Below are 15,844 nucleotides of genomic sequence, written 5' to 3' on the forward strand. Positions count from 1 at the left end.
CCATTGAACGTAGATTTGTTCGATTTCGAGCTGCCGGAGCGGCTCATCGCGCAGACGCCGTTGGCGGAGCGCACGGCCTCCCGGCTCATGACGCTGGATAAGCGCACGGGGGCGATCGGCCACAAGCAATTTTCCGATCTTATCGATTACCTTCGCCCCGGCGATCTGCTCGTCATGAACGATACGAAGGTGCTTCCGGCTCGGCTGTACGGCTGGAAGCCCGATACCGGCGCCAAGGCGGAGCTGCTGCTCCTGAAGGATCTCGGCGGCGACCGGTGGGAGACGCTCGCGCGCCCGGGCAAGCGCTTGAAGCCCGGCAGCGTCATCCGATTCGGCGAGAGCGAGGACCGTCCGCTGCTCGAAGCGACGGTCGAAGCGGAGACGGAAGGCGGCGGACGCATCGTCGCCTTCCGGTACGAAGGCATCTTCCTCGAAGTGCTGGAGCGGCTCGGCACGATGCCGCTGCCGCCGTACATCAAGGAACGATTGGACGACAAGGACCGTTACCAGACCGTATACGCGAAGCATCCGGGCTCGGCGGCGGCGCCGACGGCGGGGCTTCATTTCACCGCGTCGTATCTCGACCGGATTCGAGCGAAGGGCGTCCGCACCGCCCCCGTCACGCTGCATGTCGGCCTCGGAACGTTCCGGCCCGTGTCGGTCGAGACGGTAGACGAGCACGTGATGCACGAAGAGTATTACGAAGTGCCGGCGGAAACCGCGAAGCTCGTGCGGGAGACGAAGGCGAACGGCGGCCGCGTCGTCGCCGTCGGCACGACGTCGGCGCGAACGCTCGAGACGACGGGCGCGCGCATTCTCGCCGGCGAGGGCGAAGGCGAAGGCGGGATTCGCGGATGGACGAGCATCTTCATCTATCCGGGCTACGAGTTCCGCGTCGTCGACGCGCTGATCACCAACTTCCATCTGCCGAAGTCGACGCTGCTCATGATGATCGGCGCGCTCGCGGGTACGGAGCGGGTACTGGCCGCATACAAGGAAGCGGTGGAGCGGGAATATCGCTTCTTCAGCTTCGGCGACGCGATGTTCATATCTTAAGCAGGGGAAGGGAAGTAGGATTCAGACGATGGCTGCCATAACGTACGAATTGATTAAAACCTGCAAGCAAACCGGTGCGAGGCTCGGACGCGTGCACACGCCGCACGGCAGCTTCGACACCCCGACGTTCATGCCCGTGGGCACGCAAGCGACCGTGAAGACGATGAGCCCCGAAGAAGTGAAAGAGATGGGTGCGGGCATTATCCTCAGCAATACGTACCACCTGTTTCTACGTCCCGGGCACGAGCTGATCAAGGAAGCGGGAGGACTGCACAAGTTCATGAACTGGGACCGCGCCATTCTGACGGACAGCGGCGGCTTCCAAGTGTTCAGTCTGAGCGAGCTTCGGAAAATTACCGAGGAAGGCGTTCACTTCCGTTCGCATCTGAACGGCGACAAGCTGTTCATCGGTCCGGAGAAGGCGATGGAAATCCAAAACGCGCTCGGTCCCGACATCATGATGGCATTCGACGAATGCCCGCCGTGGCCGGCCGACGAAGCGTACGTGAAGCAGTCGACCGAACGGACGTCGCGCTGGGCGGAGCGGTGCCTGAAGGCCCACGCGCGGCCGGACGATCAAGGCTTGTTCGCCATCGTGCAGGGCGGCATGTATCCCGAGTATCGCAAGCAGAGCGCTGCGGATTTGACTTCCATGGATTTCCCGGGGTATGCTATTGGTGGACTGAGCGTAGGAGAGCCGAAGCATCTGATGTACGAGATGCTGGAGGTGACGACGCCGCTGCTGCCGACGAACAAGCCTCGTTACTTGATGGGCGTCGGTTCGCCGGACGCGCTCATCGAAGGCTCGATGCGCGGGGTCGACATGTTCGACTGCGTCTTGCCGACGCGGATCGCCCGGAACGGGACGACCATGACGAGCCGGGGACGCCTCGTCATTCGCAACGCCGCCTTCGAACGAGACTTCGGTCCGCTCGATCCGGCATGTTCGTGTTATACGTGCCGCAATTACTCCAGGGCGTATCTACGCCATCTGATTAAGGCGGACGAGACGTTCGGCATCCGTCTTACGACGTATCACAATCTGTATTTCTTGATCGACCTTATGCGTCAGGTGCGCCAGGCGATCGCCGAAGACCGGCTCGGAGATTTCAAGGAAGAGTTCTTCGACCGCTACGGTCTCAACGCCGAGAACGCTCGGGGATTTTAACCCGACGACATAGAAGGAGGTATTGTACATATGTTTTTGTTGACAGGGGATACGGCAGGTCAAGGGAATATCTTGATGTCGCTGCTCCCGTTCGTGCTCATGTTCGCCATCTTCTATTTCCTGCTCATTCGTCCGCAGCAGAAGCGGGCCAAGACGCGGAACATGATGCTCGCGAACGTGAAGAAGGGCGACAAAGTCGTAACGGTCGGCGGCATGCACGGCAAGATCGTGGAGCTGACGGACGACACGATGGTGCTGCTCGTGAACGATACGACGAGATTGACGTTCAACCGCAGCGCGATCGATACGGTCGTAACGAGCGCGTAAGACCCATAAATTATGAAACCGCCCCGAGTCGAAACTCGGGGCGGTTTTTTACGTCCTTTTCCGTATCGGCCGTTATCTTCTTAAATTGACCCCGATCATGCCGCCGAGCGCGCCGGCCGCGAACGAGAGAAGCAGCAGCACGAGCGTATAGACCGTGAACGCCGCGTCGTAGCTGAGAAAGCCGACGAGGACGACGATCGCGCTGTACAACACGCCCATCATGCCGCCGTAGTACCAGCCCTTGCGGCCCGCGCGGTTCCCCGTGATCAAGCCTCCGATAAAGAGGGAGAGGCTGTGAATGATGTACACGGACGTCTCCATCGTGCCTTCTTTCGCGCCGGTAAACTTGTAGATCGCGGACGCCACCACCGTGGCCGCCGCCATGCATGCGAGCGAAACCATCAACCCCCGGAGGACGGGGGAGCCCGCCTTCACGCCGGAAGACACGCTTTTCATCGGATTCATTCTTCATCGACCTCCGCCAACGTTTTTTTCACGTTTCGTCCTTCGTCGAATACACCTAATACACCATATGGCCAAGCCGCCCGAAATAGACCAAGCTGCCAAAACTTACGTCGCCCGCGACTGCATGCGCCCGCGCGACGGCGGTGACAATACCCAATGCACGCTGCGCCGCAGCAGAGATTTCAAGGAGGGAGACGCATGGAGGCGGTCACGATCTTTTCTCGGACGGTGTTGATCTATTTCGTCATCTACCTTGCGATCCGGATGATGGGGAAGCGGGAAATCGGAAAGCTGTCCGTCTTCGACTTGGTCATCTCGATCATGATCACCGAGCTTGCCGTCATCGTCGTCGAAAATCCCGAGCGCCCGCTCTGGGAGGGCATCGGCCCGATGCTGCTGCTCGCGCTGCTGCAGATCGTCATCGCCTTCGTCACGCTCAAGAGTCGTCGGTTGCGTCTCCTGTTCGAAGGGAAGGCGAGCCCGATCATCTCGAACGGCAAGCTCGACCGCGACGAAATGAAGAGGCAGCGATACAGCCTGGACGACTTGATGCTGCAGCTGCGCGAAAAGAATGTGATGAATGTCGCCGACGTCGAATTCGCGGTGCTCGAGCCGACCGGGCGGCTCGCGTTGATGAAGAAGGAGGAGTACGATTCCGGCAATACCTCCGGCGAGAGGGCCGGGAAGGCTCCGCCGGACTTTCGGTTCGTCGGGCTGCCGGTTCCGCTGATCATGGACGGGAAGGTACAGAAGGAAGGGCTCGAGAAAATCGGACAAACCCGGTTTTGGCTCAAGCGGGAGCTGGAGTCGCGCGGCGTCAAAGACGCCAAGGACGTGTTCCTCTGCACGGTCGATCATCGCGGCCGCTGGTTTATCGATAAGAAATAAAGTTATTTCCGGCGCGGAAAAGGCAGTCGTCCGACGTCGTCTTTGTCGACGAGCTTCAGCAGCACGACGAAGACGAGGTACAAGGCGACGGCGCCGACTCCGGCGGATAAAAAGCGAAGCAGCGGAGACGGATGCCATTCGCCGAGGAAGATCGCATGCGCGGCCCAGCCGGACGCTCCCGCCGCGACGGCCGTCTTCAACACGTCTCCCAGCGGAAAATAATACTTCACGAGCCGCACGACGCTATTCCAATGCAAGATCGTAACGAGCGCGATGTTCACGTTGATCGCGGCGAGCACGCCGTAGATGCCGAATTCCGGCTGGGTCGCCAGAAGGTAGATCAGCGTCAGCTTGATCGCCGCGCCGTAGAACGTATTGAGCAGCGCGGTGCCAGGTCGGTCCAACGCTTGCAGCGTCGCCTGCAGCGGGCCTTGGAAATATAAGAAGACAGCCACCGGCGCCATTAGCTTGAGCATGCCGCCGACCTCGGCGTCGTTGTACAGGTAAAAGCAAATCGGCTCGGCAAGTACGTACATAAGCACGGCGAACGGCGCGCCGCTGACGAGCGCGAGACGCAAGCTCTGATGCAGCCGCTTGTGAATTAACCTTGTGTCGCCGCGCGCGGCCGCTTCGGCGAGCGTCGGGACGAGCGACACCGATAAGGAGTACGTCAGCACGCCGGGGAGCAGCAGCACCGGAATGACCATGCCCTGCAGCGAGCCGTACTGCGTCGTCGCGGCCGCGACGGCGACGCCGGCGATGGCGAGCGCCTTGACCGTCATGACGGACTCAAGGAAATACGAAGCCGACCCGACCATGCGGCTGCCCGTCACCGGAACCGCGATGCGCAGCATCTCTTTGAAGGATGCGGCCAGCCTTCTCGGCGCTCCGGAGACGCCGATCGCCGCGGTGTGGTACGCTTTGTAAGCCGATCGAGTACGGAAATATTGATATACGATGACGGCGAGCCCGCACACTTCCCCCACGGTGACGCCGAACATCGCGCCTGCCGCGGCGAAGGCGACCCCGTAAGGCAGCAAGAAGTAGGCGAAGACGAGCATCGCGATGATGCGCGCGACCGTCTCCGCCGTCTGCGAGAGGGCCGTGGGCACCATGTTTTGCCGGCCTTGGAAGTAGCCGCGGAACACGGCCGATACGCCGACGATGAGCAGCATCGGGCTCATCGCGAGGAGCGTGTAGTAGACGCGCTCGTCGTTCAGCAGCTCCTGCGACATCCACCGGGCGCCGAGCAGGAGCGCTCCCGTGAATACGACGGCGAGCGCAACGGCTAAGGCGAGCGACAGGCGGAGCACGTCCTTGGCCTTGCGTTCGTTGCCTTCCGACTCGGCCGCGGCGACGAGCTTGGCGACGGCGAGCGGAATGCCGCCGGTGATGACCGTCAGCAGAACGACGAGCAGCGGATAGCCGAGCTGGTACAGGCCGACGCCTTCCGCGCCGACGACGCGCGGCAGCGTAATGCGGGGAACGAAGCCGAGTATGCGGTTGAGGAGTCCTGCGGCGAGCAAGATCATCGTGCCGCGGATAAAGGATTGCTTGGTCATGGAAACACGCGCCCTTTCCCGATAGAAAAGCTGCCGCTTATACAAGCGTTCCTTACATGGTTATGAGGCGTGTCCCTCCGTCATGCGTCCGAATATGGACGACCCGCCCACGACGTTGCGATTTGTGTTATGATAAAGGTATTCGATCCTACGGAGGGACGTTGGCGCATGACCGAATGGGAGCGGGACGACGAGACCGGCGTTGAGCCGATGAGCGAGGAAGCCCTGAACGCAATGATCGAGGAGATTTGCAACAGCAAGGCGGACGAGTTCCACATGCTCGGCTACGAGAGCGTCACCGGCAAGGACGTATGGGATTGCGTCAGCTCCAAATACAAGGAATTGCCGCCATTGCATCGGCTCGTGAACGACATTATGTCGCTTCGGGCGACGGGGCTGATGAATTGGATGACGCTCAGCGTATGGAAACAAGCGGAGAGAGAGCCCCGGCCGTAGCGCGGCCCGGGCCCGGAGGCGCGGCTTCGGCTGCGCCTTTTGTCGTGTAAGGGTTTTTTGACTCGCTTTTTGACGGTGGGTATAATGAGACTATTGGACACAGGGAAGGGAGCAAGATAGGCTGCCATGGATAAGAAACGACTTACGGCATTTATCCTGATCGTGCTCGTCACGCTCGGCGTCGTCGCGGGGACGAGCCTGCCGATCGCGCAGAGCATCAAGCTGGGGCTCGATTTGAAGGGCGGGTTCGAGATTTTATACGTCGCTTCGCCGCTGGAAGAAGGGACGGAAGTGACGAAGGACTCGCTTCGCGAGACGGCGCGCAGCCTGGAGGAGCGGGTCAATAAGCTCGGGACGACCGAGCCGGAGATCACGCCGGAAGGCGCGGACCGCATTCGCGTCAAGATCGCGGGCGTGACGAACGAGTCGGAGGTTCGGGAAATTCTGAGCAAGCCGGCCGAATTGACGTTCCGCGGACCGGACGGCAAGAAGGAGATGCTCGGCAGCGACTTCGTTCAAGGCGGCGCGTCGGTGCAGTTCGACCAAGCCGGACAGCCGTATATTCAACTTCAAGTCAAGAACGCCGAGAAGTTTCGCCAAGTGACGGAGAAGCTGCTGGGACAACCTCTGGCGATCTATCTCGACGAGACAGAGCTTTCCGCGCCGATCGTGCAAAGCGTGATCGCGAACGGACAAGCCTCGATTACGGGCCGCTATACGTTCAACGAGGCCAAGGAAATCGCAGACGTCATTAACTTAGGCGCTCTTCCTTTGAAATTAACGGAGAAGTACACGCAGAGCGTCGGCGCGACGCTTGGACAGCAGTCGCTGGAGCAGACGCTGCTCGCCGGCGTCGTCGGCTTGATCGTTATCCTATTATTCATGGTAGTCGTATATCGCATTCCGGGACTGCTCGCGTCGGTTTCGATCCTTGCGTTCACGTGGCTGCTGCTGCTTGCTTTCCGCTTAATGGGCGTAACCTTGACGCTTCCGGGCATCGCGGCTTTCGTTCTCGGCATCGGAATGGCGGTCGACGCGAACATCATTACGTACGAGCGGATCAAAGACGAAATTCGAAGCGGCAAGAAAGTATCGTCGGCGCTTCGGGCGGGTTCGAAGAACAGCTTCCGTACGATTATGGATGCGAATCTGACGACGATTATCGCCGCCGCGGTTATCTTGTTCCTCGGCTCGAGCTCGGTGAAGGGCTTCGGCGTCATCCTCATCGCGAGCATCGTGGCGAGCATTATTACGAACGTCTTCTTCTCGCGCTTGCTGCTTAGCCTCCTCGTGCGGAGCAGAGCGGTCGAACATCCGAAATATTTCGGCGTGAAGGAGGACGAAATCAGTGCGTTATAAGATCCATCTGGACTTCATCAAGCACCGAAAGAAGTTTTTTATTTTCTCGATCGCGTTGACCGTCATCGGCATTGTCATGCTTGCAGCCGCAGGGCTCAACTACGGCGTCGATTTCCGATCGGGCACGAATATGGACGTCGAAGTCGGCAAGCCGATAACGATCGAGCAAGCCGAACGCATCGTCGCCGAGGCCGGCTTCGAAGGCGTGCGTCCGACGATCGGCGGCGACGGGGACCGCGTGACGATTCGCTTCCCGGTTACGCTGACGCAGCAAGAGGTGGAGAAAGTCGAAGGCCTGTTCAAGGCCCAATTCGGCGATCAAGTATCGCGAGAAGTGAACTCCGTCGATTCGGAGCTCGCGCGCGAGCAGCTGCGGCATGCGATCATTGCCGTGTTGGTCGCAAGCATCGGCATCATCTTGTACGTGAGCATCCGGTTCGAATGGCGGTTCGCGATCGCCGGCATCGTCGCGCTTCTCCACGACGCGTTCATCGTGATCACGATCTTCGCCATCTTCCGTTTGGAAGTGAATCTCACGTTCATCGTCGCGGTCTTGACGATTATCGGGTATTCGATTAACGATACGATCGTCATCTTCGACCGGATCCGCGAGAACCTCCGCTTCGCGAAGCTGAAGTCGGACGGCGACCTCGCGCTCGTCGTCAACAACAGCATTTGGCAGACGTTCACCCGTTCGATCAATACCGTCGTAACGGTTCTCGTCGCCGCCGTCGCGTTGTTCATCTTCGGCAGCGAGTCGATTCGCCTGTTTTCGCTCGCGATCATCATCGGACTCGTGGCCGGCGCATATTCTTCCATAGGGATCGCGTCGCCGATTTGGTACGTATTGAAAAAAGGGAGCCTCGGGAGGTCGAAATGACGCAGCAACGTTTCGCCAAGGCGGAATTCGCCGCTTGGCTCGGCATCTTCGGAAATTTGGCGTTAGCCGTCATGAAAGGCGTCGTCGGCTTCCTCTCCGGCAGTCAAGCGTTGATCGCCGACGCCGCCAACTCCGCTTCCGACGTTGCCGGTTCGTTCGCGGTGCTGATCGGACTTCGCGCCGCGAAGCGTCCGCCGGATAAGGACCACCCGTACGGGCACGGCAAGGCGGAATCGATCGCGGCGATCATCGTGTCGGTGCTGCTCTTGCTCGTCGGCTTCGAGGTGGCCAGAACGGCCGTCGTGACGATCTTCTTCAGCGAAGGTCCGATTCCGATTCCGGAGTCGTACGCCATCTGGGCGTTAGCCGTCGCGATCGTCGTGAAGGAATTTTTATTTCGGTACAAGTTCCGACTCGGGAAACAGTTGAATTCTCAAGCGCTCATCGCGACCGCCTGGGATCACCGCAGCGACGTCATGGCTTCGGGCGCGGCGTTGATCGGCGTCCTCGGCGCGGTGCTCGGCGGGATATACGGCATCGGTTGGCTCGCTTACGCCGATCCGGTCGCCGGATTGTTGGTCGCCGCGCTCGTGCTCCGGATGGGCTACAAGCTGATCATGGAGTCGATTCACAACACGCTCGATCACGTGCTTCACGCGGAGGACGCGGAAGAGCTCGTGACCGCCGCGCAAAACGTCAAAGGCGTTATCACGGTCGACGAGCTTCGCGCGCGTGAGCACGGCCACTACGTTATCGTAGACGCGAAGATCAGCGTAAACCCAAGGATTACGGTGCTCGAGGGTCACGATATCGCGAAGGCGGTCAAACACGAGCTAATGAACAAATTCGGTCACGTGTCCGACGTGTTCGTGCACGTCAATCCGTACGACCCGGGGTTCCCGTACAAGATCGACGGGGACGCCGCGCAGGACGATTATCCGTCGCTGCTGCATTAATCGATAGACAATCGCAAGGAGGAGCGACTATGCTCTCACCGAAGACGCGTTGGTCGGTCGGTTCGCCCGACCCCGCGTACGTTCGAGAATTATCGGAACGATTCGGCATTCGTCCGCTGCTTGCCGCCTTGTTGGCCGCCAGAGGCCACACGGCGGAGGAGGCGGCATTTTTTCTTTCCGACGAATATACGTTTCACGATCCATCGCTGCTCGCAGGCATGTCCGACGCCGCCGCGCGCATTCGCCGCGCGATTCAGGAGCGGGAGAAAATTTTGATCTACGGCGATTACGATGCGGACGGCGTCAGCAGTACGTCATTGCTTGTCCGCCTGTTCCGGATGCTGGGGGCGGAGTTCGATTACCGCGTTCCGCATCGCGTACGCGACGGATACGGACTACATACGCATTACTTGGAGGAAGCGAGCCGAAGCGGCGTCTCGCTCGTCGTTACGGTAGACACCGGCATTACCGCCGTGGAGCAAGCCGCCGCGGCCCGTCGTCTTGGTCTCGATCTGATCGTCACCGACCATCACGAGCCGCCGGAGACGTTGCCGGACGCGCTCGCCGTCGTCAATCCGAAGCGCGATGACTGCGCTTATCCGTTCAAGGGGCTCGCCGGGGTCGGCGTCGCGTTCAAGCTCGCGCACGCGCTGCTCGGCCGCGTGCCGGAAGAGCTCGCCGCTTGGGCGGCGCTCGGCACGATCGCGGACGTCATGCCGCTCGTCGGAGAGAACCGCTCGATCGTGAAGTTGGGGCTGCGTCAGCTGCGGAACGAGCCGCCGGTCGGCTTCGCGGCGCTGTTCCGCGTGGCGGGCGTCGAGCGCCAAGAGGTGTCCTCGAACACGATCGGATTCGGCTTGGCGCCTCGGATCAACGCCGCGGGCCGGCTCGACGACGCCGACGAGGCAGTGAAGCTGCTTATCGCCGACGATCCGGTCGAAGCGGATGCGATCGCGCGCCGGATGGATGCGCTGAACCGGGAGCGACAGCGTATGGTGGAGGAAGCGGCCGCGGAAGCGATCGAGCTCGTAGAGCGAGCGGGAGGCCCCGGAGACGGCATCGTCGTCGCTTCGGACCGGTGGAATCCGGGCATTATCGGCATCGTCGCTTCCAGACTTGTAGAGACGTACTACCGACCGACGGTCGTCATCGCCATGGACGCCGAATCGAGCGTCGGCAAAGGCTCTGCCCGGGCGATCCCGGGCTTCCATCTGTACGATGCGCTTAAGACTTGCGAGTCGATGTTCCTGCATTTCGGCGGACATGCTTCCGCAGCCGGATTGTCGATCCACAGCGACAACTTGGCCGCCTTCGTCGAGGCGTTCCGAAGCGAGGCTTCCTCCCGATTGACGGAGGAGTTGAAGACGCCGATGACGCAAGTCGACGCGGAGCTCGACTTGTCCGAAATTACGATCGAAGCGATTCAGGAGCTGGAGAAGCTGGCGCCTTACGGGATGGGGCATCCCGCGCCGAAGTTTTCGATTTCCCAGGCAATCGTCGGGGAAGCGACCGTCATCGGCAAAGACAAACGTCATGCGAAGTTCCGGCTCGAGGGAAGCGGGCACAAAATCGAAGCGGTCGGCTTCGGCATCGGGGAGACCGTTCGCCGCGTGGCGCTCGGATCCCGGCTGTCGCTCGTCGGGGAGCTGTCCGTGAACGAATGGAACGGCCGCAAGACGCCGCAAATCATCGTGAAGGACGTCGCCGTACCGCATATCCAGCTGTTCGATTGGCGCTCCGCTACGACCGCTTCCGCATTCCGCGAGCGTTGGGAGGCGGCGCGAACGGACGATTGGCGCCCCGCGTTCTTATTGGGGCCTTACGACGAACCGCCGGTCGCCCTCGCCGCTTGGTGGAAGACCGTCCCGGTCTATCGGTTGACGACGGAAGGGGATAGGGTTGTCGTTCCGGTCAACGTCAATGCGTTCGACGCGCCCTTCGAACGGGCGACGGACGTTTGGTTCGTAAATTGCCCTTTCCCATTCGAGAGGTTTCATCTTATACTGAAACAGAATGTTTCGTTGTCCCGCACGTACGCCTTAGCGTTGGACGGTGCGCCGGTCATCGATCGGGAGACGATGAAGCGCGCGTACGTCTGTATGCGGGAGCTCGGCGAATCTCCCGCGGAAGAGTGGATCGGGGCGGTCGCGAAACGGGTCGGACTCGGTCTCGAAGCGGCTCGCCTCGCGGTACGCGTCTTCCGAGAGCTAGGCTTCGTCGAGGAAGGCGGCGCTTCGGGTACGGTTCGGATCGCGAACGCTCCGGCGAAACGGGATTTATCGGAATCGGCGTCGTTCGCCATGGCGCTGCACGCCGAAACCGCGAGACAGGAATGGAAGAGAATGACGACGGAAGCGCTGCAGGAGCGTCTGCTCGCGCAAGCGTCCTTCCGCCGCGAAGACATTGAACTCAGAAAGACGGAGGCAGTAGGATGAGCGTAAATTTCAAAGATCATATTCGAGTTATCGAGGATTGGCCGCAGCCGGGCATTCGCTTCAAGGATATAACGACGCTGCTCGGCGACGGGAACGTCTACCGCGAAGCGATCGACCAGATTCGCCAGCTCGTGAAGGACAAACAAATCGACGTCATTTGCGGACCGGAAGCGCGCGGCTTCGTCGTCGGCGCGCCGCTCGCATACGCCCTCGGCGTCGGCTTCGTGCCGATCCGCAAGTCCGGCAAGCTGCCGTACGAGACGATCGAAGCGAGCTACGATCTGGAATACGGCAAGGACAGCCTGGCGGTTCATAAGGATGCGATTCGTCCCGGCCAGAAGGTGCTGATCGCGGACGACCTGCTCGCGACCGGCGGTACGATCGCGACGTGCATCGATCTCGTGAAGAAGCTCGGCGGCGATGTCGTCGGCGCCGCCTTCCTCATCGAGCTGTCGTATTTGACCGGACGGCAGAAGATGAACGGCATTGACGTCGTATCGTTGATTACGTATTAACCCGGATAAAAAAGGGCAGTCTCGAAGGAACGATTCCTTACGAGACTGCCCTTTTTCCATTGATTCCCGCATCCTTATTCGCTGCGCAGCTTCAGCACCTCGAGGAGCTTGAAGAACAGGCTGAGCAGGATCGCCGCGACGGTCGCCAGCGCCATGCCCTTGAGCGAGAAGTTGCCGACGGAGAACGTGGCGCCGCTGATGCCGATAATGAGGACGACGGCGGACAAAATCATGTTCGACGCCTTCGAATAGTCGACCTTCGCTTCGACCAGCATTCGGATGCCCGAGGCGGCGATGACGCCGAAGAGCAGTACGGATACGCCGCCCATGACCGGGTTCGGGATGGTCATGATCAGCGCGGCGAGCTTGCCGACGAACGACAGCGCGACCGCGATGACCGCCGCGCCGCCGATGACCCAGACGGAGTAGACGCGAGTCAGCGCCAATACGCCGATATTTTCGCCGTAAGTCGTGTTCGGCGTGGACCCGACGAAGCCGGAGACGAGCGTCGATACGCCGTTGCCGAGCAGCGAGCGGCCGAGGCCCGGCTCCTTCGTGAGATCCTTCCCGACGATGTTGCCGGTGACGATCAAGTGGCCGATATGCTCGGCGATGACGACGAGCGCGGCCGGCGCGATGATCGCGATGCTGGCGGCGTCCCACTCCGGCGTGGTGAACGTCGGGAGGCGCAGCCAGTCGGCTTCGGCGACCTTCTCGAAGGTGACGATTCCGAGCAGAGCGGCCAGCGCATACCCGATGACGATACTGACGAGAATCGGGATAATCTTCAGGAATCCGCGGAAAGCGACAGACCCGATCAGCGCAACGAGCAGCGTAACGACGGATACGGTTACGGCTTTCGGATCGAAAGGCGCGGCTTCGGACGGAATCCAGCCGGCCATCCCGGCGGCGACGGGTGCCAGCTCCAAGCCGATGACGGCGACGATCGCGCCCATAGCCGCAGGGGGGAACACGACGTCGATCCACTTCGTTCCGACCGCGGATACGAGAAGCGCAACGATCGTGAAGATCGCGCCGACGACGACGAATCCGCCGAGCGCCTTCGCATAGCTGCCTCCGGACGCCCCGAGCACGACGGCGACGGGGGACAAGAAGGCGAAGCTGGAGCCGAGGTATGCGGGGATGCGTCCCTTGCACAAGATGAGATAAAAGATCGTGCCGATCCCGTTCATTAACAAGATCGTGGCCGGATCCACGTTAAACAGCACCGGCACCAGAACGGTCGAACCGAACATGGCGAACAGATGCTGGAAGGAAAGCGGAAGGCCGGCGAGAAAAGATGGTTTTTCGTTGACTCCAATCGTGCGCGATTCGGCGGACATGAGCGATATCGTCTCCTTTTCGAATGTAGGTCGACACGGTTCGACGAAATTCCGAACGATTCGACCTAACGGTTATCCTAGCAAAACTTCCCTCGCTTGTCAGCGGTCAATTTTCTGAAATGCCGCGTTACCTTGACGGAACCTCGGAACAAGGGGATAATGATAAGCAAAATTCATGATTTTAGGGGTTTAAAGCGTCTATGGAAGAACGGCAGCCCACGGGGATCGAGCAGTTGCTCGAGAAGGCATCTTCATACATCAAAGAAGCCGACCTGACGCGGATCCGGGAAGCGTACGATTATGCGGAAGCCGCGCATCAAGGCCAAACCCGTAAATCCGGGGAACCATATATCCTTCATCCGCTGGCGGTAGCCGACATCTTGGTGAACATGCAGATGGACGCGACCACGGTCATCGTGGGTTTGCTTCACGACGTCGTGGAAGACACCAACGTCACGACGCAGGATCTCGAGGCGAAATTCGGCAAAACGTGCGCGGAACTTGTCGATGGACTTACCAAGCTTGAGAAAATCCGCTTCAAATCGAAGGAAGAACAGCAGAACGAAAACTACCGCAAGATGTTCGTCGCGATGGCCCAGGACATTCGGGTCATTCTTATTAAGCTTGCCGACCGCCTTCATAATATGCGGACGCTGAAGCATCAATCGGAAGAGGCGCAGCGCAGAATCTCCGAAGAGACGCTTGAAATCTTTTGTCCGATCGCCCACCGACTCGGGATGGCCGCCATTCGCTGGGAGATGGAGGACATCTCCCTACGCTACCTGAACCCGCAGCAATATTACCGCATCGTCAATCTGATGCAGAAGAAGAGAGCCGAGCGCGAACGCCACATCGAAGAGGTCATGGATAAAATCCGGGAGAAATTGACCGAGATGGGCATCGACGCGGATATTAGCGGCCGACCGAAGCACATCTACAGCATCTATAAGAAAATGGTCAGCCGCAACAAGCAGTTTAACGAAATCTACGATTTGCTCGCGATTCGCATTATCGTCGAGAACGTGAAGGACTGCTATGCGACGCTGGGCATCATTCATACGCTGTGGAAGCCGATGCCGGGCCGGTTCAAGGATTACATCGCGATGCCGAAGCCGAACATGTACCAGTCGCTCCATACGACGGTCATCGGGCCGAAGGGCGAGCCGACCGAGGTACAAATTCGAACGCTCGAGATGCATCGTACGTCCGAGTTCGGGATCGCCGCCCACTGGGCGTACAAGGAAAGCAAGGACGGTTCTTCTCAAGCGGCGAATATCGGCACCTTCGAGGAGAAGATGACATTCTTCCGGGAAATTCTCGAGCTGCAGCAAGAAGCGAAAGACGCCGCGGAGTTCATGGAGTCGCTGCGGATGGACTTCTTTACCGATCTCGTGTACGTCTTCACGCCGAAGGGCGAAGTCATCGAGCTTCCTTCCGGCTCCGTGCCGCTCGATTTCGCATACCGCATTCATACCGAAATCGGCAATCGGACGATCGGCTCGAAGGTGAACGGCCGCATCGTGCCGCTCGACCATAAGCTTCATACCGGCGATATCGTCGAAATCTTGACCTCCAAGCACTCCTACGGGCCTAGCCAAGATTGGCTGAAAATCGCGCAGTCGTCTCACGCCAGAAGCAAGATCAAGCAATGGTTCAAGAAGGAGAAGCGGGAGGAAAACGTCGAAAAAGGCCGCGAAGCGATCGAACGCGAGGTCAAGCGACTCGGCTTCGATCCTCAGGACGTATTGTCCGAAGACAAACTTCTGGAAGCCGCGAAGAAGTTCAACTTCAACGACGTCGAAGATATGCTGTCGGCGATCGGGTTCAGCGGCATTACCGCCGCTCAGATCGTCACGCGCCTTACGGAGAAGCAGCGCAAGGAGAACGAGGAAGCGGCGCAGCTGCAGCTGACGAACGAAGTGCGTGAGCTGAAGCCGGCTTCGGCGGCGCATAAGCGTCCGCGGTCGACGCAAGGCGTGCGCGTCAAGGGCGTCGACAACCTGCTCGTCCGCTTCGCCCGCTGCTGCAATCCGGTGCCGGGGGACGATATCATCGGTTATATCACGCGCGGACGCGGCGTGTCGGTCCATCGGAGCGACTGTCCGAACGTGGTCGTCTCGGACGAGAACGGGGACGATGCGAATCGGGTCATCGAGGTCGAGTGGATCGCCGCGGCGGAAGCGAATTACAGCGTCGATATCGAGATCACGGGTCACGACCGCCGAGGGCTGTTGAACGAAGTGCTGCAGGCCGTCTCCGAGAGCAAGACGAACATGTCCGCGGTCTCCGGACGTTCGGATAAGAACAAAGTGGCGATGATTCATATGACGATTCTGATCCGGAATACGGAGCATCTTCAGTCGGTCGTCGAGAAAATCAAGCGCGTACGGGACGTCTATTCCGTACAGCGCATCATGCAGTAGGAGAACGATCT

The 15,844-nt window shown here is 59.9% G+C and carries 14 protein-coding genes; 11 read left to right on the forward strand and 3 right to left on the reverse strand.

From position 1 onward, the window contains the following. Window positions 1–3: 3 nt before the first annotated feature. From queA to yajC, 3 genes are read left to right on the forward strand one after another with little or no spacing between them, the layout of a single operon-like run. Entirely contained in the window at window positions 4–1,056 is a 1,053-nt protein-coding gene (gene queA / locus FE782_RS04625; protein WP_138192878.1) for a tRNA preQ1(34) S-adenosylmethionine ribosyltransferase-isomerase QueA, read from the forward strand. A 28-nt stretch (window positions 1,057–1,084) separates the two neighbouring features. Then, complete coding sequence (gene tgt, locus FE782_RS04630) at window positions 1,085–2,224, forward strand: tRNA guanosine(34) transglycosylase Tgt (protein WP_138192879.1); 1,140 nt, start codon at window positions 1,085–1,087, stop codon at window positions 2,222–2,224. A 30-nt stretch (window positions 2,225–2,254) separates the two neighbouring features. Next, window positions 2,255–2,551: a preprotein translocase subunit YajC gene (gene yajC / locus FE782_RS04635; RefSeq protein ID WP_138192880.1), complete on the forward strand. Its 297-nt coding sequence runs from the start codon at window positions 2,255–2,257 to the stop codon at window positions 2,549–2,551. Between the two features lie 72 nt (window positions 2,552–2,623). On the opposite strand, the gene FE782_RS04640 is transcribed toward yajC, so the two are convergent. Further along, window positions 2,624–3,016 (reverse strand): TIGR04086 family membrane protein, encoded by a 393-nt coding sequence (locus tag FE782_RS04640; protein WP_138192881.1) that lies wholly within the window; start codon window positions 3,014–3,016, stop codon window positions 2,624–2,626. A gap of 198 nt (window positions 3,017–3,214) precedes the next feature. Here FE782_RS04640 and FE782_RS04645 point away from each other — a divergent pair, with 198 nt between their 5' ends. Next, complete coding sequence (locus FE782_RS04645) at window positions 3,215–3,904, forward strand: DUF421 domain-containing protein (protein WP_138192882.1); 690 nt, start codon at window positions 3,215–3,217, stop codon at window positions 3,902–3,904. Window positions 3,905–3,906: 2 nt separating this feature from the next. On the opposite strand, the gene spoVB is transcribed toward FE782_RS04645, so the two are convergent. After that, window positions 3,907–5,466, reverse strand: a complete 1,560-nt coding sequence (gene spoVB, locus FE782_RS04650; protein WP_138192883.1) for a stage V sporulation protein B — start codon at window positions 5,464–5,466, stop codon at window positions 3,907–3,909. Between the two features lie 168 nt (window positions 5,467–5,634). Here spoVB and FE782_RS04655 point away from each other — a divergent pair, with 168 nt between their 5' ends. From FE782_RS04655 to FE782_RS04680, 6 genes are all read left to right on the forward strand, one after another. Further along, the gene (locus tag FE782_RS04655) at window positions 5,635–5,922 is read left to right on the forward strand and encodes a post-transcriptional regulator (protein WP_238392346.1); all 288 of its coding nucleotides are present in this window, start codon (window positions 5,635–5,637) and stop codon (window positions 5,920–5,922) included. Window positions 5,923–6,048: 126 nt separating this feature from the next. Then, window positions 6,049–7,281, forward strand: a complete 1,233-nt coding sequence (gene secD / locus FE782_RS04660) for a protein translocase subunit SecD (RefSeq protein ID WP_138192884.1) — start codon at window positions 6,049–6,051, stop codon at window positions 7,279–7,281. Further along, the gene (secF, locus tag FE782_RS04665; RefSeq protein WP_138192885.1) at window positions 7,271–8,161 is read left to right on the forward strand and encodes a protein translocase subunit SecF; all 891 of its coding nucleotides are present in this window, start codon (window positions 7,271–7,273) and stop codon (window positions 8,159–8,161) included. Before secD ends, secF begins: the two co-directional genes overlap by 11 nt. Continuing rightward, complete coding sequence (locus FE782_RS04670; RefSeq protein WP_138192886.1) at window positions 8,158–9,117, forward strand: cation diffusion facilitator family transporter; 960 nt, start codon at window positions 8,158–8,160, stop codon at window positions 9,115–9,117. Before secF ends, FE782_RS04670 begins: the two co-directional genes overlap by 4 nt. Before the next feature lie 29 nt (window positions 9,118–9,146). Beyond that, entirely contained in the window at window positions 9,147–11,552 is a 2,406-nt protein-coding gene (gene recJ / locus FE782_RS04675) for a single-stranded-DNA-specific exonuclease RecJ (RefSeq protein ID WP_138192887.1), read from the forward strand. Further along, complete coding sequence (locus tag FE782_RS04680; RefSeq protein ID WP_138192888.1) at window positions 11,549–12,067, forward strand: adenine phosphoribosyltransferase; 519 nt, start codon at window positions 11,549–11,551, stop codon at window positions 12,065–12,067. The genes recJ and FE782_RS04680 overlap by 4 nt, the downstream gene beginning before the upstream one ends. A 74-nt stretch (window positions 12,068–12,141) precedes the next feature. On the opposite strand, the gene uraA is transcribed toward FE782_RS04680, so the two are convergent. Continuing rightward, the gene (uraA, locus tag FE782_RS04685) at window positions 12,142–13,410 is read right to left on the reverse strand and encodes a uracil permease (RefSeq protein WP_138192889.1); all 1,269 of its coding nucleotides are present in this window, start codon (window positions 13,408–13,410) and stop codon (window positions 12,142–12,144) included. Between the two features lie 200 nt (window positions 13,411–13,610). Between uraA and FE782_RS04690 the strand changes: the two genes are divergently transcribed. Next, window positions 13,611–15,833: a RelA/SpoT family protein gene (locus FE782_RS04690; RefSeq protein WP_138192890.1), complete on the forward strand. Its 2,223-nt coding sequence runs from the start codon at window positions 13,611–13,613 to the stop codon at window positions 15,831–15,833. Window positions 15,834–15,844: the final 11 nt, after the last annotated feature.

The organism is Paenibacillus antri (genome assembly GCF_005765165.1).
GTDB classification, from domain to species: domain Bacteria; phylum Bacillota; class Bacilli; order Paenibacillales; family YIM-B00363; genus Paenibacillus_AE; species Paenibacillus_AE antri.